Annotated in this window: 15 protein-coding genes, 2 tRNA genes and 3 rRNA genes; 3 read left to right on the top strand and 17 right to left on the bottom strand. The window is 46.9% G+C overall.

The genetic code is table 11. The annotated features are described in order from the left end of the window. Positions 1-2 precede the first annotated feature (2 nt). The 9 genes from infB to tyrS form a co-directional block, all read right to left on the bottom strand. Positions 3-2,684, bottom strand: a complete 2,682-nt coding sequence (gene infB, locus ZMTM_RS00395) for a translation initiation factor IF-2 (RefSeq protein WP_221764393.1) — start codon at positions 2,682-2,684, stop codon at positions 3-5. A gap of 110 nt (positions 2,685-2,794) precedes the next feature. Next, positions 2,795-4,261, bottom strand: a complete 1,467-nt coding sequence (gene nusA / locus ZMTM_RS00390; protein ID WP_221764392.1) for a transcription termination factor NusA — start codon at positions 4,259-4,261, stop codon at positions 2,795-2,797. A 42-nt stretch (positions 4,262-4,303) separates the two neighbouring features. Next, on the bottom strand, positions 4,304-4,738 hold the full coding sequence (gene rimP, locus ZMTM_RS00385; protein WP_221764391.1) for a ribosome maturation factor RimP: 435 nt from the start codon (positions 4,736-4,738) through the stop codon (positions 4,304-4,306). Between the two features lie 205 nt (positions 4,739-4,943). Beyond that, positions 4,944-5,057 (bottom strand): 5S ribosomal RNA (gene rrf / locus ZMTM_RS00380). Positions 5,058-5,318: 261 nt separating this feature from the next. Beyond that, positions 5,319-8,209, bottom strand: a 23S ribosomal RNA gene (locus tag ZMTM_RS00375). Between the two features lie 390 nt (positions 8,210-8,599). Beyond that, a tRNA-Ala gene (locus ZMTM_RS00370) sits at positions 8,600-8,675 on the bottom strand. Positions 8,676-8,701: 26 nt separating this feature from the next. Continuing rightward, a tRNA-Ile gene (locus ZMTM_RS00365) sits at positions 8,702-8,778 on the bottom strand. 93 nt (positions 8,779-8,871) lie between these two features. Then, positions 8,872-10,411: ribosomal RNA gene (locus ZMTM_RS00360) — 16S ribosomal RNA — on the bottom strand. The 16S, 23S and 5S rRNA genes sit together here with 2 tRNA genes alongside, the layout of an rRNA operon. 497 nt (positions 10,412-10,908) lie before the next feature. Continuing rightward, complete coding sequence (gene tyrS / locus ZMTM_RS00355; RefSeq protein ID WP_221764390.1) at positions 10,909-12,105, bottom strand: tyrosine--tRNA ligase; 1,197 nt, start codon at positions 12,103-12,105, stop codon at positions 10,909-10,911. Between the two features lie 93 nt (positions 12,106-12,198). Here tyrS and ZMTM_RS00350 point away from each other — a divergent pair, with 93 nt between their 5' ends. From ZMTM_RS00350 to gltA, 3 genes are read left to right on the top strand one after another with little or no spacing between them, the layout of a single operon-like run. Further along, on the top strand, positions 12,199-13,596 hold the full coding sequence (locus tag ZMTM_RS00350) for a M23 family metallopeptidase (protein ID WP_225907046.1): 1,398 nt from the start codon (positions 12,199-12,201) through the stop codon (positions 13,594-13,596). Between the two features lie 10 nt (positions 13,597-13,606). After that, complete coding sequence (locus tag ZMTM_RS00345) at positions 13,607-14,701, top strand: anhydro-N-acetylmuramic acid kinase (RefSeq protein WP_221764389.1); 1,095 nt, start codon at positions 13,607-13,609, stop codon at positions 14,699-14,701. A gap of 45 nt (positions 14,702-14,746) precedes the next feature. Continuing rightward, a complete protein-coding gene (gltA, locus tag ZMTM_RS00340; RefSeq protein WP_221764388.1) occupies positions 14,747-16,042 on the top strand; it encodes a citrate synthase in 1,296 nt (431 codons plus the stop codon). Positions 16,043-16,107: 65 nt separating this feature from the next. Here gltA and erpA read toward each other — a convergent pair whose 3' ends face one another. The 8 genes from erpA to ZMTM_RS00300 form a co-directional block, all read right to left on the bottom strand. Next, the gene (gene erpA, locus ZMTM_RS00335) at positions 16,108-16,458 is read right to left on the bottom strand and encodes an iron-sulfur cluster insertion protein ErpA (protein ID WP_221764387.1); all 351 of its coding nucleotides are present in this window, start codon (positions 16,456-16,458) and stop codon (positions 16,108-16,110) included. Between the two features lie 57 nt (positions 16,459-16,515). Next, positions 16,516-16,932, bottom strand: a complete 417-nt coding sequence (locus ZMTM_RS00330) for a bactofilin family protein (protein ID WP_221764386.1) — start codon at positions 16,930-16,932, stop codon at positions 16,516-16,518. 49 nt (positions 16,933-16,981) lie between these two features. Then, a complete protein-coding gene (locus ZMTM_RS00325) occupies positions 16,982-17,689 on the bottom strand; it encodes a DUF6776 family protein (RefSeq protein WP_221764385.1) in 708 nt (235 codons plus the stop codon). Between the two features lie 17 nt (positions 17,690-17,706). Continuing rightward, on the bottom strand, positions 17,707-18,747 hold the full coding sequence (argC, locus tag ZMTM_RS00320) for an N-acetyl-gamma-glutamyl-phosphate reductase (protein ID WP_221764384.1): 1,041 nt from the start codon (positions 18,745-18,747) through the stop codon (positions 17,707-17,709). Between the two features lie 177 nt (positions 18,748-18,924). Beyond that, complete coding sequence (rpsI, locus tag ZMTM_RS00315) at positions 18,925-19,317, bottom strand: 30S ribosomal protein S9 (protein ID WP_221764383.1); 393 nt, start codon at positions 19,315-19,317, stop codon at positions 18,925-18,927. Between the two features lie 11 nt (positions 19,318-19,328). Then, positions 19,329-19,769: a 50S ribosomal protein L13 gene (gene rplM, locus ZMTM_RS00310; protein WP_221764382.1), complete on the bottom strand. Its 441-nt coding sequence runs from the start codon at positions 19,767-19,769 to the stop codon at positions 19,329-19,331. Between the two features lie 103 nt (positions 19,770-19,872). Beyond that, complete coding sequence (gene ubiA, locus ZMTM_RS00305) at positions 19,873-20,760, bottom strand: 4-hydroxybenzoate octaprenyltransferase (RefSeq protein ID WP_221764381.1); 888 nt, start codon at positions 20,758-20,760, stop codon at positions 19,873-19,875. Beyond that, positions 20,757-21,320 carry a chorismate--pyruvate lyase family protein gene (locus ZMTM_RS00300; protein WP_221764380.1) on the bottom strand — a complete coding sequence of 188 codons (564 nt, stop codon included), beginning with the start codon at positions 21,318-21,320 and terminating at the stop codon, positions 20,757-20,759. Before ZMTM_RS00300 ends, ubiA begins: the two co-directional genes overlap by 4 nt. Positions 21,321-21,352 lie beyond the last annotated feature (32 nt).

Raw genomic sequence — 21,352 nt, 5'->3', positions numbered from 1 at the left:
GATTACAACGTTCTTGCGATTTCAACGATTTCAAAGACTTCAAGCGTATCGCCAACTTCAATTTCATTAAAGTTCTTCAACGATAAACCGCACTCAAAGTTCGATTTAACTTCTTTAACGTCGTCTTTAAAGCGTTTCAGAGAATCCAGCTCGCCAGTGTGGATGACAACGTTTGCACGCAACACACGTATTTTGGAGTTACGTCTAATGACGCCATCTTGTACATAACAACCCGCGACTGCGCCGACTTTAGAAATACGATAGACCTCACGAATTTCAACCGTGCCAATAGCGCTCTCCTTTTGCTCTGGTGCCAACATGCCACTCAGTGCCGCTCTGACTTCGTCAACTGCTTCGTAAATAATATTGTAGTAGCGAACATCCACGCCTGAAGATTCAATCAGCTTACGAGCGCCTGCATCTGCACGCACGTTAAAACCGATTACGACAGCTTTTGAAGCCGCGCCCAAGTTCACATCAGACTCAGTAATCGCACCTACGCCCGTATGAATAATGTTGACTTTGACTTCATCGGTAGAAAGCTTCTGCAATGAGGTTGCCAACGCTTCGTAAGAGCCCTGTACGTCTGATTTAATAATCATCTGCAAGGTTTTTACTTCGCCTTCACCCATTTGTTCGAACATGTTTTCAAGCTTGGCTGCTTGCTGCTTGGCTAGCTTCACATCACGGAATTTACCTTGACGGAATAACGCGATTTCGCGCGCTTTGCGTTCATCATTGAGCACAATGATTTCTTCGCCAGCATTAGGTACATCGGATAAGCCCAGAATTTCTACCGGGATTGATGGACCAGCTTCTTTAATGTCATTACCTGCCTCATCCAGCATCGCACGCACACGGCCAAACGAACTACCGGCCAAAATCATGTCGCCACGGCGCAGAGTGCCAGATTGTACGAGTATGGTTGAAACTGAACCACGACCTTTATCAAGGCGGCCTTCAATAACCAAGCCTTTAGCTGGTGTATTTTTTGGTGCTTGCAGTTCCAAGACTTCGGCTTGTAGCAATACGGCTTCTAACAAGCTATCAATACCTTCACCAGTCTTGGCAGATACACCCACAAACATGGTTTGACCACCCCAATCTTCAGGGACAACTTCATGCGTGACCAACTCTTGTTTTACACGCTCTAAATTCGCTTCAGGTTTATCAATCTTGTTCACAGCAACTACCAACGGTACACCCGCCGCTTTGGCGTGATGAATAGCTTCAATCGTTTGCGGCATGACACCGTCATCTGCAGCAACAACCAGAATCACCACGTCAGTTGCTTTTGCACCGCGAGCACGCATGGCAGTAAATGCTTCATGGCCCGGAGTATCAAGGAAAGTCACCATGCCGCGCGGTGTTTCTACGTGGTATGCGCCGATATGCTGGGTAATGCCGCCCGCTTCACCAGAAGCCACACGACTACGACGAATGTAATCCAGCAATGAAGTTTTACCATGGTCAACGTGACCCATCACTGTTACAACTGGTGGACGTGATTCAAAAATAGCCTCGGCATGCTCTGTTTCTTCCAGGAATGTATCTGGATCATTTGCCGCAGCTGCCTTGGCGTTATGGCCCATTTCTTCCACCACAATAATCGCAGTTTCTTGGTCCAGCACTTGGTTGATGGTCACCATCATGCCCATTTTCATGAGCGTTTTAATCACTTCACCTGCTTTGACTGCCATCTTGTGGGCAAGATCAGCGACTGAAATCGTCTCTGGTACTAGAACCTCATAAATAATCGGTTCAGTTGGCGCATTGAATGCATGCTGCTGATCATCACCATCTTTATGTGATTTTGATTTGGATTTGTGTGAGCGCCAACCTTGTGTAGCACCTACATCACCGCGTGTTTTGATACCACGTTTTTTATTCTCGGCATCAGACCATGCCTTATTATTTTTGGCCGCTTTTTTGGTTTTGTCTTCGGTTTTTGCGCCTTCTTTGGCAGCTGGCTTATGCAGCGTACCTTCAGATAGCTTGGTTGGAGCGGCAGCTTCAGCGGCGGCAGCCACTTTTTTAGCCTCTTCTTCCACACGCCTTTGCTGTAATTCCTGCTTTTTACGGATTTCTTCAGTTTGTAATGCAACAAGTGCTGATTGGCGTCTTGCTTCATCTTCGCGCTTGGCAATTTGGTCTGCTGATAACACACTCTTTTTAAGCGTGCCTTTTTCAGCAACTACAGGTGGTGCAGCTTCAACCACAATCTCAGGCTGGACTGGCTCTACAACCTCTGCGACTGGCGGCAACTCAACTTCTACAACGGCCTCTTCAACGACTAATACTTCAGCAACAGGCTCAATTACTTCTTCAATAACAGTAGCAATCACTTGCTCTTCAATAACTTGTTGTTCTGCAGCTTCTTCAGAAGGATCACGACGCATTAATACACGCTTTTTACGCACTTCAACCTGGATGGTTCTGTTCTTGCCTGTGCTATCTGACTTTTTGATTTCCGTGACTTGTTTACGGGTCAATGTGATCTTGTTCTTTGGCTCTTGTGCGCCATGCTCTTTACGTAAATATTCCAGCAACAAAGTTTTATCTTGCTCAGTCAGGCTATCAGCATCAGCACTTTTATTGACGCCAGCACCTTTTAATTGCTCAAGCAGAAGCTCGGCCGGCAGGCCTAATTCACTGGCAAATTGTGCTACGCTTGTTTGTCCCATCTATTACTCCAGTCTCAACTTTTGCGGCTATTATTAGCCTGACTTTTCAGTCGTATTTCTTTTGCATTTCTCTAGTGCTGCTTTACTAAACGCTTAAGCAAACCTAATCTTTAAGCAAACCAGGGCGCACGGGCGGTCATAATTAACTGTTTGGCACGCTCAGCATCCATATTGGTAAGTTCGACCAAATCATCAACGGCAAGATCAGCAAGGTCATCCATGGTTGAAACGCCCTTAGAAGCCAATAGATGTGCAGTTGCATCATCCATGCCTTCCATGGTCAACAAATCTTCTGAGGCTTCTTCCAGCTTTTCTTCTTTAGCAATGGCTTCGGTCAACAAGGCCGCACGCGCACGTTTACGTAATTCATTGATAGTGTCTTCATCAAACGCATCAATCTCGCTCATCTCCGACATTGGCACATAAGCGATTTCTTCCAGAGTACTGAAACCTTCTTGTACCAGAATATCAGCGACTTCTTCATCCACATCCAGCTTGCTGATGAACAGTGAACGTGTACTTGTGTATTCTTCTTCGTTCTTTTTCGCAGCTTCTTCTACGGTCAGAATGTTCAATGTCCAGCCTGTTAGCTCTGAAGCTAGGCGTACGTTCTGGCCATTACGACCAATCGCTTGTGCGAGTTGCTCTTCATCAACTACCACGTCCATGCTGTGTGCATCCTCATCGACAACGATGCTTGACACTTCAGCAGGCGCCATGGCATTGATGACAAATTGTGCTGGCTCCATAGACCACAAGATAATATCCACGCGTTCGCCAGCCAACTCACCAGTCACAGCTTGCACACGAGAACCACGCATTCCAACGCAAGTACCAATTGGGTCCAGACGCTGATCATTTGACTTCACAGCAATCTTTGAACGTAAGCCAGGGTCACGAGCCGCGGCTCTAATTTCTAGTAAACCCTCTTCAATTTCAGGCACTTCCAGCTCAAAAAGCTTGGACAAGAATTCTGGTGCAATGCGTGACAATATCAATTGTGGGCCGCGTCCACCACGCTCAACGCGTGATAGATAGGCTCGCACTCGATCACCAACACGCAGGTTTTCCTTAGGGATCATCTGGTCGCGCGGCAACAAAGACTCAATACGACCCACTTCAATGATCGCGTTGCCTTTTTCCATGCGCTTGATCACGCCTGTCACCAAATGTTCTTTACGTGCCAGGAAATCATCAAGAATCTGTTCACGCTCAGCTTCACGCACTTTTTGCAGAATGACCTGTTTAGCGGCTTGCGCACCAATCCGACCAAATTCGATAGACTCTAACGGTTCTTCGACAAAATCGCCTTCTGCTAAATCTTTAGCACGAGCATCAGCAACGGTAATTTGCGCTGCTGGATTCTCTATCAAATCATCAGCCAGCACTTGCCAGCGACGGAATGATTCATACGAGCCATTCTCACGGTTGATTTCAACACGCACATCAGCATCATCAGTAAAACGTTTTTTGCTGGCTGAAGCTAAAGCAAGCTCAAGCGCAGTAAAAATAACTTCTTTACCCACGTTTTTCTCATGTGCCAGTGCATCTACCAGTAGTAATATTTCGCGACTCATTTTAGTCTCCGCTTAAAATTCTTTAGATTCAGTGATTTACTATTAAAACTCAGGGCTTAAACGCGCTTTATCGATGTTGCTTAATGCCAATTTATGCACAATTCCTTCGCATTCAATCAAAAGCATTCCATCTTCCAAGCCACGTAAAACACCTACAAAATTCTTTCTGTTTTCAACAAGGATACGCAGCTTCACTTGCGCACGCTCACCTGTAAAACGGACATAATCCGCTTCTTTTTTCAGCACTCGATCCATGCCAGGCGAGGAAACCTCAAGCCTGTCATAATCAATATCATGATCAACGGCCAATGAATTGCTGAGCTGGTTACTGACCAACACGCAATCATCAATATTGACGCCTTCTGGCTTATCTATGAACAAACGCAACAATTTGCCACGATTGGATACTTCAAGATCAACCAGCTCGTAACCGAGCTGAGTGAGTGATCGCTCCAATAAAGTGTACAAATCTTCCATAAACCTGCCTTCACCATCAACACAAATAAAAAATGGGCTTAACGCCCATCATTCTTTTTACTTAGCCTGTTTTAATTTTCTAATTTTCGCTAAGCTCAACATTATATCAACCAATTCAATCAATTGGTATTGCATCGTACAACACCAACAAAAAAGCCCACTAAGAGTGGGCTTTGCTGCGGACTCAAAGAGCCCTGTATAAGAAGCCTGGCGTTGACCTACTTTCGCATGCGAAGAGCATACTATCATTGGCGCAGAATCGTTTCACGGCCCTGTTCGAGATGGGAAGGGGTGGTTCCAATTCGCTATGGACGCCAGACATAACCGGTAAGTGCCTGAGTGTTCACGAGAGTTATCCCGCTTAGGCCTCAAGCCCAATTAAGCTGTCGCTTTGACTGAACAATTTGTTCAATCTAGCGTGAAGCTGTATCACCATCACTGGTTGCGCATTAAAACGCGGATACAACTGTCTGTAACAAACAGAAGAAGTAAAGTTTTTGTATTGCAATTGATTGCGTTGCTTTAGAACAACAACCTTAACTTTGCGATTCATTTACATGAACTCAAGTCTTAAGGTTATAGGATCAAGCCTCACGAGCAATTAGTATCAGTTAGCTTAACGCATTACTGCGCTTCCACACCTGACCTATCAACGTCCTGGTCTCGAACGACTCTTTAGCGAGCTTAAAGCTCGGGGAAGTCTCATCTTGAGGCGAGTTTCACGCTTAGATGCTTTCAGCGTTTATCTCTTCCGGATTTAGCTACCCGGCTATGCCATTGGCATGACAACCGGTCCACCAGAGATCCGTCCACTCCGGTCCTCTCGTACTAGGAGCAGCCCCCCTCAAACTTCCAACGCCCACGGCAGATAGGGACCAAACTGTCTCACGACGTTTTAAACCCAGCTCACGTACCACTTTAAATGGCGAACAGCCATACCCTTGGGACCGGCTACAGCCCCAGGATGTGATGAGCCGACATCGAGGTGCCAAACTCCCCCGTCGATATGAACTCTTGGGAGGAATCAGCCTGTTATCCCCAGAGTACCTTTTATCCGTTGAGCGATGGCCCTTCCATACAGAACCACCGGATCACTATGACCTGCTTTCGCACCTGCTCGACCTGTCCGTCTCGCAGTCAAGCAACCTTATGCCATTGCACTATCAGTACGATTTCCGACCGTACCTAGGTTACCTTCGCACTCCTCCGTTACTCTTTGGGAGGAGACCGCCCCAGTCAAACTGCCCACCATACACGGTCCCCGATCCAGATAATGGACCTAGGTTAGAACCTCAACAACATCAGGGTGGTATTTCAAGGTTGACTCCACGATATCTAGCGACACCGCTTCAAAGTCTCCCACCTATCCTACACAAATCTTGTCAAAGTCCAATGTAAAGCTACAGTAAAGGTTCATGGGGTCTTTCCGTCTAGCCGCGGGTAGATTGCATCTTCACAAACATTTCAACTTCGCTGAGTCCCGAGAGGAGACAGTGTGGCCATCGTTACGCCATTCGTGCGGGTCGGAACTTACCCGACAAGGAATTTCGCTACCTTAGGACCGTTATAGTTACGGCCGCCGTTTACCGGGGCTTCAATCAAGAGCTTGCACCCCATCATTTAACCTTCCGGCACCGGGCAGGCGTCACACCGTATACGTCCACTTTCGTGTTTGCACAGTGCTGTGTTTTTATTAAACAGTCGCAGCCACCTTTTCACTGCAACCCCATCGAGCTTCGAGAGCAAGTCTCTACACTCTACCGGGGCGCACCTTCTCCCGAAGTTACGGTGCTAATTTGCCGAGTTCCTTCTCCCGGGTTCTCTCAAGCGCCTTAGAATTCTCATCCTGCCCACCTGTGTCGGTTTGCGGTACGGTTTTTATGTAACTGAAGCTTAGTGGCTTTTCTTGGAAGCTTGGTATCAATCACTTCGTGCACAAGTGCACTCGTTATCACGCCTCAGAATTGACCCTCCGGATTTGCCTAAAGGATCTCCCTACACGCTTGAACCACCTATTCCAACAGATGGCTGACCTAACCTTCTCCGTCCCCACATCGCATTACATAAAAGTACAGGAATATTAACCTGTTTCCCATCAGCTACGCATTTCTGCCTCACCTTAGGGGCCGACTCACCCTGCGCCGATGAACGTTGCGCAGGAAACCTTGGGCTTTCGGCGAGGGTGCTTTTCACACCCTTTATCGCTACTCATGTCAGCATTCGCACTTCTGATACCTCCAGCATTCCTCACAGAACACCTTCGCAGGCCTACAGAACGCTCTCCTACCATGCATACATTCCGAAGAATGCAGCATCCGAAGCTTCGGTTACGTGCTTAGCCCCGTTACATCTTCCGCGCAGGACGACTCGACCAGTGAGCTATTACGCTTTCTTTAAAGGATGGCTGCTTCTAAGCCAACCTCCTGGCTGTCTGTGCCTTCCCACTTCGTTTTCCACTTAGCACGTCATTTGGGACCTTAGCTGTCGGTCTGGGTTGTTTCCCTCTTGACCACGGACGTTAGCACCCATGGTCTGTCTCCCGTAATTGAACTTCTCGGTATTCGGAGTTTGCAATGAGTTGGTAAGTTCTTATGAACCCCCTAGTCATAACAGTGCTCTACCCCCAAGAGTTATATACGAGGCACTACCTAAATAGTTTTCGGAGAGAACCAGCTATTTCCAAGTTTGTTTAGCCTTTCACCCCTATCCACAGCTCATCCCCTAATTTTTCAACATTAGTGGGTTCGGACCTCCAGTACCTGTTACGGCACCTTCATCCTGGCCATGGATAGATCACTTGGTTTCGGGTCTACACCCAGCAACTATCGCCCTATTCGGACTCGCTTTCGCTGCGCCTCCCCTATCGGTTAAGCTTGCTACTGAATGTAAGTCGCTGACCCATTATACAAAAGGTACGCAGTCACGGAACAAGTCCGCTCCCACTGTTTGTATGCATACGGTTTCAGGATCTATTTCACTCCCCTCCCGGGGTTCTTTTCGCCTTTCCCTCACGGTACTGGTTCACTATCGGTCGATTACGAGTATTTAGCCTTGGAGGATGGTCCCCCCATGTTCAGACAGGATTTCTCGTGTCCCGCCCTACTTGTCGTTATCCTAGTTCCACAAACGGGTTTTCGTATAAGGGGCTATCACCCTCTATGGCTGGACTTTCCATTCCATTCTACTAACGCGTCTGCTAAAAATAACAGGCTTTTCCGGGTTCGCTCGCCACTACTTCCGGAATCTCGGTTGATTTCTTTTCCTTCAGCTACTTAGATGTTTCAGTTCGCTGAGTTCGCTCTATTTATCCTATGTATTCAGATAAAAGTACCCTTGCGGGTGGGTTCCCCCATTCGGACATTCCCGGATCAAAGCTTGTTTGCCAGCTCCCCGAGACTTTACGCAGGCTACCACGTCCTTCATCGCCTGTAATCGCCAAGGCATCCACCATATGCACTTATTCGCTTGATCCTATAACGTTAAAACCTGAGCCCTTTTACGGGTCCGCTAAACAACGGTGAAGTTGCTAACTCGCCTTACTCAGTTTCGCGGCAGGGAGTAAATCTGCCAGCTATAGGTTTTCTAAAGCATTACTTCCAACAATACCAAGCAGATATTGTTGAACTTGAAATAACCGTCTTATTACCAGCCTAGTTAGAGAACTAGGCCAGAACTTAACGCGTTAAAACATTTCGATTTTGCAATCAATTACTACCCATTTTGAACACACGAATCTCATCACAAGTATTCATGTGCTCACTTTACTTCTTCCATTTTGTTAAAGATCAGACTAACGCCCTAAGACGTTAGTGATCAATGCTCATCACAAGCATTGATCACTAACTACTTACACTAATTGAATGGTGGAGGATGACGGGATCGAACCGACGACCCCCTGCTTGCAAAGCAGGTGCTCTCCCAGCTGAGCTAATCCCCCATTTGAGGCTATCTTCATGAGGAATCTGGTGGGTCTGGTTGGGCTCGAACCAACGACCCCCGCCTTATCAAGACGGTGCTCTAACCAGCTGAGCTACAGACCCTCGAAGTCTTGTCTTTGAGGACCAATCTTTTAGTGTTGCGCTATTTAAACAACCGATAAGTGTGAATGCTTGCAGCCAAGGATTTTTCTCTAGAAAGGAGGTGATCCAGCCGCACCTTCCGATACGGCTACCTTGTTACGACTTCACCCCAGTCATGAATCCCACCGTGGTAATCGTCCTCCTTGCGGTTAGACTAACTACTTCTGGTGAAACCCACTCCCATGGTGTGACGGGCGGTGTGTACAAGGCCCGGGAACGTATTCACCGCGACATGCTGATCCGCGATTACTAGCGATTCCGACTTCATGTAGTCGAGTTGCAGACTACAATCCGGACTACGATCGGCTTTCTGAGATTGGCTCCCCCTCGCGGGTTGGCAACCCTCTGTACCGACCATTGTATTACGTGTGAAGCCCTGGCCATAAGGGCCATGAGGACTTGACGTCATCCCCACCTTCCTCCGGTTTGTCACCGGCAGTCCCATTAAAGTGCCCAACTAAATGATGGCAATTAATGGCAAGGGTTGCGCTCGTTGCGGGACTTAACCCAACATCTCACGACACGAGCTGACGACAGCCATGCAGCACCTGTGTTACCGTTCTCTTTCGAGCACTAAGGAATCTCTCCCAAATTCGGTACATGTCAAGGCCAGGTAAGGTTTTTCGCGTTGCATCGAATTAATCCACATAATCCACCGCTTGTGCGGGCCCCCGTCAATTCCTTTGAGTTTTAATCTTGCGACCGTACTCCCCAGGCGGTCTACTTCACGCGTTAGCTGCGTTACTAAGAGATTTTACTCTCCCAACAACTAGTAGACATCGTTTAGGGCGTGGACTACCAGGGTATCTAATCCTGTTTGCTCCCCACGCTTTCGTGCATGAGCGTCAGTGTTAACCCAGGGGGCTGCCTTCGCCATTGGTATTCCTCCACATCTCTACGCATTTCACTGCTACACGTGGAATTCTACCCCCCTCTGCTACACTCTAGCCTTGTAGTTTCAAACGCAGTTCCTAGGTTGAGCCCAGGGATTTCACATCTGACTTACAAAACAGCCTGCGCACGCTTTACGCCCAGTAATTCCGATTAACGCTCGCACCCTACGTATTACCGCGGCTGCTGGCACGTAGTTAGCCGGTGCTTCTTATCAAGGTACCGTCATCCTCACCCCGTATTAGGAGATAAGTTTTCTTTCCTTGCGAAAGAGCTTTACAACCCGAAGGCCTTCTTCACTCACGCGGAATGGCTGGATCAGGCTTTCGCCCATTGTCCAAAATTCCCCACTGCTGCCTCCCGTAGGAGTCTGGACCGTGTCTCAGTTCCAGTGTGGCTGGTCGTCCTCTCAGACCAGCTACTGATCGTCGCCTTGGTAGGCTTTTACCCCACCAACTAGCTAATCAGATATCGGCCGCTCTATTAACGCAAGGTCCGAAGATCCCCTGCTTTCCCCCTCAGGGCGTATGCGGTATTAGCTAACCTTTCGGCTAGTTATCCCCCATTAAAAGGTACGTTCCGATATATTACTCACCCGTTCGCCACTCGCCACCAGGAGCAAGCTCCCGTGCTGCCGTTCGACTTGCATGTGTAAAGCATTCCGCCAGCGTTCAATCTGAGCCAGGATCAAACTCTTCAGTTTAAACCTAACTATTACTTAATTTTGACCCTCTTGCGAAGGTCTGTATGTCGCTTTTGCTTAATTCACTCAAATGAATCTTCAGTTCGTCGCTTTGGCTATTGCTAGCCCAAGCTTCTTACAAAGTTCATTCAAGGTGTTAAGACTTGTATCTTGAGTGCCAAGTAACGCAAACTCTCCTGTTAAACCTGCACAGCGCCCTTTAACAAGCACCGCACAAATAACATCAAGCCGTTAAATGACTGCCTCAACTACAAGCACTCACACCTATCGATTGTTCAATTTTTTAAAGAGCGCTTCGCTGTTTGTCTTTCAACATAAGCAACGAGAGGGGCGCATTATACAGACCTGATTCATTTGGTCAAGGGAAACATCCAACTATTTATTTCCCTGCTGCTTCTGCACCCCGCTTCGTTACTGAAGCGAGGGGCGCATTCTACAGAACATTAAAAATGGGTCAAGCGCTATTTTTGGATTTTTACAAAGGGATTACAATTTGTTTAATTTATGGTGATACGTGCAAATTTGCGCTTGCCTACCTGAGCCACGATGGCAGTAGGGCGCGTAAGCTGCAATGCCTTATCCGTAACCTTTTCACCGTCCAGCTTCACCCCGCCCTGATCTATCATGCGCAAAGCTTCTGAAGTGCTAGCCACAAGATTAGATTGTTTTAACAGCTGCGCAATATTGATGGTTTCTTGCGTCAAACTAATCGTGATTTCTGGCACCTCATCAGGAATTCCACCCTTGGCCCGCAGCTGAAAATCGGCAAGCGCTTCATCAGCAGCCTGTTTTGAGTGAAAACGAGTCACGATTTCCTGCGCAAAGCCTACTTTAATATTACGTGGATTAGCACCAGCAGCGACTTCGATCTTCCATTGACCTATGGTTTCTATAGATTCAAACGACAGCAACTCTATATAACGCCACATCAACTCATCAGAAATTGACATGATTTTGCTGAAGATATCGTTGGCAGGTTCAGATACACCTATATAGTTGCCGAGCGATTTGGACATTTTATTAACGCCGTCCAAGCCTTCGAGCAAAGGCATTGTGAGTACGCATTGCTGCGACTGACCAAAATGCTTTTGTAGCTCACGACCCATGAGCAAGTTGAATTTCTGGTCAGTGCCGCCAAGCTCCAAGTCTGCGTTAAGCGCCACAGAATCGTAACCCTGTAGTAAAGGATATAAGAACTCATGGATAGCGATAGACTGGTTACTTTTATAGCGTTTGCTGAAATCATCTCGCTCCAGCATACGCGCAACGGTATGGCTAGCAGCCAGCTTGAGCATGCCGGCTGCACCAAGTTCGGTCAGCCATTTGGAGTTGAACACGACTTCTGTCAATTCAGGTTTTAAAATCTTGAAAACCTGCTCGGCATAAGACTTGGCATTTTCTTGCACTTGCTCTGCAGTTAACGGTGGACGTGTAGCACTCTTACCTGTGGGGTCGCCAATCATCCCAGTAAAATCGCCAATCAAGAAAAGTACCTGATGGCCGAGCTCTTGTAACTGGCGTAACTTATTCAGTAATACTGTATGACCCAGATGCAAATCTGGCGCAGTGGGGTCAAAGCCAGCTTTCACGCGTAGCGGCTTACCCGTTTTAAGCTTCTCTATTAATTCTTGCTCTATCAAAAGCTCATCACTGCCGCGTTTGATGATCGCTAATGTCTCTTCCAAAGGTTTCATTCAGTCAATTACTCCAGCCAGTTCGTAGGACTTCACCCTACAAAGGTTTTCTGTTAGCATGCATTTTCAATTTATGTCTTGAGGTAGCGCCCGGTGCAACCAAGCGAACCTAGTTACAACCCAAATGGCAACAACCCAGGCGGTCTCCCAAATACTAAACCGCGCAGCTTTAAGCAGCGCATTCTAGCGCAAAATCCAGCAACTCAATTACGAAAGCTACGTTTACGTTGGCTGCTTGTACTTTCTAGTATTCCATTATTTGGTATTTACACCGCTTTTGGTATTGCACCTCAGACAATTACCCAAGATATTCCCATCAGCACAGTCATTGAACAAGTAGCACTTCCACAGCTGGATGAAGCATTAAGCACAGCGCAAAACGACGAAACATTCTGGCAAGCTGATCAGGTACGCCGTGATGACACCCTAGCCAGCTTGATGACGCGCTTAAATATTCGCAACCAGGAAGCGATAGATTTCTTGCGCCGCGACCCAGATGCCAGCGCACTTGCATCCCAACTGCGTCCAGGGCGTTCGATTCAGGCCCAAACCACTGATAGCGGTGAGCTACTTCAACTTCAATACCAGACTGATAATAAATCAATCTTTAAGGTAGAGCGTAGCGATTCTGGTTACCAGGCAAAAATGCTGGATGCATCTTTTGTCACGCACAGCGTGCTGAAGTCTGCAGAAATCAAAAGCTCTTTATTCGGCGCTACCGATGCAGCAGGCATTCCTGATCAAATCGCTATTCAAATGGCAGATATTTTCTCTTCTTACATAGACTTTCATACCGACTTACGCCGTGGTGACCGCTTTGTCGTCGTGTATGAAGCCGTTTATAACAACGGTGAGTTAGTCAGGACTGGCCAAGTATTAGCAGCAGAATTTACCAACCAAGGTAAAACCTATAATGCGGTGATGTACCGCAATCCAGAAGGACAGGTCAGCTATTACACCCCTGATGGCAAGAACCTGCATAAGTCATTCTTACGTTCACCTTTAGAATTCAGCCGTATTAGCTCAGGCTTCAGCCTGGGTCGTCTACACCCGATTTTAAACACCATACGTGCACACAAAGGCACTGACTTTGCGGCCCCAATTGGCACAGGCGTAAAAGCACCAGCTGACGGCACCGTTGCTTTCGTTGGTGTACAAAATGGTTATGGCAATGTGATTATTCTGCAACACCAAAATGGCATTAGCACTAAATATGGCCATCTATCACGCTTTGCTCAAGGCTTGCATAAAGGCATGAAAGTATCGCAAAGTGATGTGATTGGCTATGTTGGTATGACAGGCCTAGCGACTGGGCCGCACTTGCATTATGAATTTATGGTCAATGGCGAAAACCGCGACCCGTTGAAAGTAGCCTTACCTAGCGCTATTCCAATCGACCAAAAATATAAAGCCGACTTTAGTACGCATAGTGCAAATCTTGCTGCGCAGCTTCGCCTGTTAAGTGCAAGTAACATGGCTGCACTAGAATAACCTTACAGCCTTGAAGCAAGACCTCTTCATAGGCTTGATGTCTGGTACTAGCTTAGATGGTGTTGATGCAGTAGTCATTGATTTCAAAGATCATCAATGCCAAGTTTTACATACAGCAAACCTAGCTTATCCTGATAGTATCCGCAGCGAATTATTAGCACTGCATGCTGCAAGCCACAATGAGCTAGAGCGCACCGCATTAATCGCCAACCGATTAAGTATTCTTTATGCAGACTGCGTCAAACAGCTTTTGAGCAACGCCGCCCTCTCAGCATCACAAATCAAAGCCATCGGCTGCCATGGCCAAACCATCAGGCATAGACCCGAACTGGGATTCACCTTACAAATCGTTAATCCTGCATTGTTGGCGGAGTTGACTGGCATTGATGTTGTTGCTGATTTTCGTAGCAGAGACATTGCTGCGGGCGGCCAAGGCGCCCCTTTAGTACCCGCTTTTCATCAAGCCACATTTGGTTCTGCTGATAAAAATCGCGTGGTAATCAATATAGGTGGCATCGCCAATCTCACCAGCATTAGCGCCAGTGGGCATGTAATTGGTTTTGATTCTGGGCCTGGCAATATGTTGATGGATGCATGGGCAGAAGAACATTTGGGTAAACGTTATGATCATGATGGAAATTGGGCAGCTAGCGGACAAGTCATAGCAGCATTATTAGCACGCCTACTAGCACATCCATATTTTAAGCAGACACCACCCAAGAGCACTGGGCGTGATTTGTTCAGCTCAGCTTGGCTGGCAGATTATCTCACGCCTGATTACGCTCCAGCAGACGTTCAACGCACCTTGCTGGAGCTTAGTGCACAAAGTATCAGCATGGCACTCACAGATTTTTGTGGTGAGGTTGATGAAATCTATCTCTGTGGTGGTGGCGCGCTCAATTCAGCGTTAGTAGCTCGCTTGCAACAATTGCAATCTCCTGTGAAGATCCAGTTAAGTGATACGCTTGGTATCAGGGTGCAATGGGTTGAAGCAGCGGCGTTTGGCTGGCTGGCAAAACAATGCATATCTCGGCAAACGGCTAACTTGCCAGCAGTTACAGGGGCAAAAGGTACTCGTATATTGGGTGCGATTTATGCTTCTTAATTCTGGTAGCATCACACCATTGATTAAAAATAACGCGAAACCATCATGACAAAACCAACCAAAGTTACGCTCACCTTTGATAACGGCGCTGAGCCTATTGAATTACCTATACTTTCAGGCAATCTCGGGCCTGACGTCATTGATATCCGCAGTCTGGGTAAACACGGTATTTTCACTTACGACCCAGGATTTCTATCCACCGCATCCTGTAATTCAAACATTACGTTTATTGATGGCGATGAAGGCTTGCTTTACTACCGTGGCTATCCGATTGAGCAATTAGCCCAGCATTGTGATTTCATGGAAGTGTCTTACCTTTTAATACATGGCAATCTGCCCACGCTGGAAGAAAAAGCGACCTTCACGAATACCATTACGCATCACACCATGCTGCATGACCAGCTAACCAATATATTCCGTGGCTTCAGGCGTGATGCGCACCCAATGGCCGTAATGGTGGGCGTGATTGGCTCAATGTCAGCGTTCTATCACGATGCCATGGATATTAAAGATGCGAAAAATCGCGAGATGTCGATCTATCGCCTGATTGCAAAAGTGCCTACCGTTGCGGCCTGGAGCTTTAAATACAACGAAGGCCAACCATTTACTTACCCGCAAAATCGCTTCAACTATGCTGAAAACTTCTTGCACATGATGTTTTCAACACCGTGCGAAGAGTACGTACCTAACCCAGTGATTGCGAAAGCATTAGACCGCATTCTGATTTTGCACGCAGACCACGAACAGAATGCCTCTACTTCTACCGTCAGGCTGGCTGGCTCTAGTGGTGCCAATCCGTTTGCTTGTATCGCAGCAGGTGTAGCCTCGTTGTGGGGGCCAGCACATGGTGGCGCCAATGAAGCTGTGCTTAAGATGCTGGAAGAAATTGGCGATGCTTCAAATATCGATAAATTCATTAAGCGTGCAAAAGATAAATCCGACACTTTCCGCCTCATGGGCTTTGGCCATCGCGTGTACAAGAATATAGACCCGCGCGCCACCATGATGCGTCAAACTTGTTATGAAGTGCTTGAAGAGCTAGGTTTGGGTGATGACCCACTGTTTAAAGTGGCGATGGAACTCGAAAGAATCGCACTCGAAGATGAATACTTCATCAGCAAACGCCTCTACCCAAATGTCGATTTCTACTCAGGCATTGTTCTACGTGCGATTGGTATTCCAACCAATATGTTCACTGCAATTTTCGCACTGGCAAGAACCGTGGGTTGGACTGCACAATGGAACGAAATGATCTCTGACCCTGAAGCAAAAATTGGCCGCCCAAGACAGCTTTATACTGGCGCTGTCAGACGCGATATTGTTCCAATTGAAAAACGCTGATTCAAGCTAGATAAAATAAAAAAGGAGCCAATGGCTCCTTTTTTATTGATAATTTAAGCTAAAACTTAGGCTGAGAACGAAGAACCACATCCGCAGGTACTAGTTGCATTTGGATTGCGAATCACAAACTGCGAACCTTGCAAACTATCCTGATAATCAATTTCGGCCCCCATCAGGTATTGCAAGCTCATTGGGTCAATCAATAATGCAACCCCATCACGTTCAACCTGAGTGTCATCTTCATTCACGGTTTCTTCAAATGTGAACCCGTACTGGAAACCTGAGCATCCGCCACCACTGACAAACACTCGTAGCTTTAAGTCTGGTGAGCCTTCTTCATCAATCAGCTCTTTAACTTTCTTGGCCGCATTGTCGGTAAACACTAATGGGCTTGGCATTTCTGTAATTGCGTTCATCTTTTACTCCTTGAAATTCTGTCTTAAAAATCATTATCCTGCGCACGTGCCATGGGGTCAATCTTTATCCACAGGCAATAATGTTGTTTTATCTTCAATTTTGCCTTGTGTGGTCTCACCCAGATAAATCAATTTGCCTTCAATCACAGCACCAGTGTGCATTTCAAGAGACTTGTAATATACATCTCCAATGACCCTGGATTTAGTCTGTAATTCGATATATTCATTAGCCCTCACAGGGCCTTCTACCTTGCCATTGATGACAATGTGAGAAACCGACACTGCACCTATAATGCGGGCGCTTTCACTTAAAACAAGAGTGCTTGGCGATGTGGGAGACTCAGTGACATTGCCGCGAACACTCCCATCAATGCGTAAACCGCCAGTGAAATGAATGTCGCCTTCAATCTTGGTTTCTGCGCCAATCAGCGTATCAATACGGTTCTGGGCTTTGTTTTGACTCTTAGAAAACATTCGTCATCCTTAACATTTAATTCAGTTTAACACGCTGAGAGATACTTGATTAAATTGGTAATTCCTGTTTCTGGCTCAGTTTTGGATCACGCGCACCTGGCTCAAAAAAGCTGGCTTCGATGTAACCCTGATTCACATTGTCTGGCAGGCTGAAAGAGCCGTCAATCCGCTGAAAAAACTTGAAATTAACGTTGGCATCTACCAAACCAGCATTCGCGGTGACGGGTAACAAGACCATCTTATCTGCTTGCATGCCGCCGATGGCAAACTTCATCGTGCCTTTAACAAAATCATCATGCTTGCCATTCTGGACAAGCAAGAGATGATATTCATACTGGTTTTTCTGCGGCAATCTATTGATTTTAAAACTATAAAGCTTAACTTCGCTGGCTGTAGGTTTCTCCACCAGTATATGCTGGTAAAAAGCGATATCCTCCTTGTGCCGCATATCTTCTTCTTGCAGCAACGCAATTTCTTTAGTCAGATTGGATTGTGCTGCCCGCTCAACCTGAAGCTGCCGCTCACCATAAACTAGTTTAGCTTGCAGTTGCTTATTCTCTTCCTGCAACTGCTTCAAGTTACCAGCCAGGTTAGTAACCTCGTTCATGGAATAACGCCAGCTACCCGCAAAAAACCCCGTACCTAGTAGTAGCAATACCAGCAGTATCTGCCAATACCAAGGCCGATGAGATTTCACGGCAACATTTTTGGCTGTTGCCCCAAAATGACGTTTGATACCGCGGGTAACTCTTCTCATCGGCTACTTAGCATAAGTTATGGCAGTAAAGGCACAACTTCAAGGCCAGTGTTTTCTGCCAAGCCAAACATGATATTCATATTTTGCACAGCTTGTCCCGCAGCGCCCTTCACCAGGTTATCAATCACTGACAATACCACGACCGTATCGCCACCTTGAGGTCTATGCACAGCGATACGGCACTGGTTAGAGCCACGTACCGAACGGGTTTCAGGATGTGATCCTTTTGGCAGTACATCGACAAACCGCTCTTTGATATAACGGCTTTCGAACAGGTGCTGCAGGTCTATATCTTTGGTCAATTTAGCGTATAAGGTTGCGTGTATCCCTCTAATCAATGGCGTCAAATGTGGCACAAATGTCAGTCCTACTGGCTTGTTAGCCATACCAGCCAAGCCTTGACTGATTTCTGGTAAATGCCTGTGCCCAGCGACTCCGTATGCTTTAAAGTTATCGCCTGCCTCTGCAAACAGGGCACTGACTTCAGCTTTACGCCCTGCACCACTGACACCAGACTTTGCGTCAGCAATCAGAAGTGTTTCATCGATCACGCCTGCTTCAAGCAACGGTAAAAAGCCGAGCTGCACGGCAGTTGGATAGCAGCCAGGATTGGCGATTAACTGCGCCGTGCGGATTTTTTCACGGTTCACTTCGGGCAAGCCATACACTGCCTTTGCAATCAAGTCTGGGCAGGCGTGTTTCATGCCGTACCATTTTTCCCAAGTAGCTACGTCCTGTATCCGGAAATCCGCCGCAAGGTCAATAACCCGCACGCCTTTATCAAGCAAGTCTGCTGTCTGCTGCATGGCAATACCATTAGGCGTAGCAAAAAATACTACGTCACAGCCGCTTAAATCAGCTTGTGCTGGGTCACTGAAAGGTAAATCCACATAGCCACGTAAGCTCGGAAACATATCGGCTACAGGCAAGCCTGCTTCACCACGCGAAGTGATGGCGCTCAGTTCGATGGCTGGGTGTATGGCGAGAAGCCTGAGCAGCTCAACGCCCGTGTATCCAGTACCGCCAACGATCCCTACTTTAATTTTATCTAATGACATAATCTTCCTTGTACCACCAATCTGGATGCTCACCTATCCGTATAAAGCAAGCTGGTGGCTAAACCGCAACAATCTTTCAATGGTATCAAAGCTTAGGCTTGATTCAAAATAAGACTGCGATGCAGTGCCCAAAAGCAAAAAAGCCGCATTAAGCGGCTTTTTTGGAATAACGCGTTCTTATCGTTTAGAGAACTGTTTACGACGACGCGCTTTACGCAAGCCAACTTTCTTACGTTCAACTTCGCGTGCATCACGTGTCACGAAACCCGCCTTAGATAAGGCACTCTTCAACGTTGCATCATAATCAATCAATGCACGGGTAATACCGTGACGAACTGCACCAGCTTGGCCAGATTCACCACCGCCATGCACATTGATTTGAATATCAAAGCTTGCAATATTTTCAGTCAACTCAAGTGGCTGACGCAGAATCATGCGTGAAGTCACACGTGAGAAATATTCATCAGCTGGCTTGTCGTTAATCACGATGTTGCCTTTACCTGATTTCAGGAATACACGCGCAACAGAGCTTTTGCGACGTCCAGTACCGTAGTTGTATTTACCAATCATCTTCTAATCCCTTACGCTTGACTTTGAATAGTCAACGGTTGAGGCTGCTGAGCCACATGGTCATGCTTAGCACCAGCATACACTTTTAATTTGCGGAACATTGCATAGCCCAGAGGGCCTTTTGGCAACATGCCTTTCACTGCTTTTTCCAACGCACGACCTGGAAAGCGCTCTTGCATCTTGCCAAAGTTGGTGGTTGAAATGCCGCCTGGATAACCAGAGTGACGATGATACAGTTTGTTCAATTCTTTAGTACCAGTTACCTTGATTTTGTCTGCGTTCACTACAATGATGTAGTCGCCAGTATCAACGTGTGGTGTATAGATGGTTTTATGCTTGCCACGCAGGCGGTGAGCGATTTCGCTCGCCAAGCGGCCTAGCACGAGATCCGTAGCATCTACTACGAACCAGTCACGTTTTACTTCGTGAGCTTTTGCTGAAAAGGTTTTCATTGGACAGCCAATAATTCGTCAAAAAAATTAAGAGGGCGATTTTATGTCAGGGCCGACTCGTTTGTCAAACGATATGTGGCTTTCTTTCAAGCTTTTATCTGAATTAACCTAGCTTGCTGGCCACAAATATTCCCAGGAAAATCGCCAAACCTAGCCAGTTATTATGCAGAAATGCTCTAAAACACTGTGCTCGCTCGCGTTTTTTAATCAGAAAATAGTGATGAACGGCAATACCCGCCGCCGCCGCCAAGCCGATAAAATATGGCCACTGCAAGCCTAGATGCACGCCCACAAACACCAAGATAGATAGCATGATCAGGTAGCAAGCCATAATCGCCAATACGTCAAAACGACCAAATAATATCGCAGAGGAACGAATACCGATTTTCAAATCATCTTCTCTATCCACAATCGCATACTCGGTATCATAAGCAATCGCCCAGAAGATATTGGCGACAAGCAGTAGCCATGCAACCAAGGGGATTATATTCGTCAAAGCAGCATATGCCATCGGAATACCGATGCCGAAAGCAATCCCTAAATAGGCTTGTGGTATCGCAAAAAAACGCTTGGTATATGGATAGCTCGCCGCTAGAAACAGTGCAGCAAACGAGAGCAAAATACTGGGCTTATTTAGATGCAGCACAATAGCAAAAGCACTTAATACCAGTATCAACGCCAGTATCAACGCTTCTTTCACGCTGACTTCATTAGTGGCTAAAGGCCGTTGCTGGGTGCGCTCAACGTGCGCATCAAATTTACGGTCAGCAATGTCATTGAGCACGCAGCCCGCTGAGCGCATCAGGATAGTACCCATCACAAACATGGCAACTATCAACCAGTGCGGGCGACCTTCCCCAGCCAGCCACAAGGCCCATAAGGTAGGCCAGAGCAGCAGCAAAATACCGATTGGCTTATCCAACCTCATCAGCCGCTCATAAGCATCCAGCTTGGCGCTGAGTTTTGGCCAATCAATGGGTTCAATTGTCATAACGCTAATATTCCTGGCAAAAAAACTTCGGTGACTAAAATTTGGGCATTACCAAGTATAAATACAGAACGGCGCGCCCATAATGTAATTGGCTTTATTTCCAAATGCGCAGTCGCACGTTGGTACAAAGGTTGATGGCATGCCAGTTTTTTGAACATCAATGGCGTACGTTTCACTTTTGGGTTTGAAAATAAAGTGGCGCCCAAGGGTTTATTACCCAATCGCCGCAAACCCAGCCACGCGCCTGACAAACTTCTATGCGGCAAAATACTATGCGCAAATACCAAAGGCGTTGCGCCATCTATCAACTGCACTTCTCTCAATAATGCCAATTGGTGTTGAGCAACCCCGAGCAATGAAGCCTCATCTATTTGTGGCTTTGCATTTTCTACCTTGAGCGGTTTTACCTTAAAGTCTTTAGCACGCAACTGCAAACGCAGTGTCAGCGAGCCTTTATCGATTAACCAATTACGATAAACACCACTATTGATGGGGTTCTTGAGCCATTGACTACGACGCCCTTGATGGCTTGCTTTCTGCAATTGAAGCTGGATTTTCATAGCGAAATTATGGCATATAAACCTGAAAACCA

The sequence above is a fragment of the Methyloradius palustris genome (genome assembly GCF_019703875.1).
Lineage (GTDB): Bacteria > Pseudomonadota > Gammaproteobacteria > Burkholderiales > Methylophilaceae > Methyloradius > Methyloradius palustris.
This window is presented reverse-complemented; position numbering and strand designations above follow the sequence as displayed.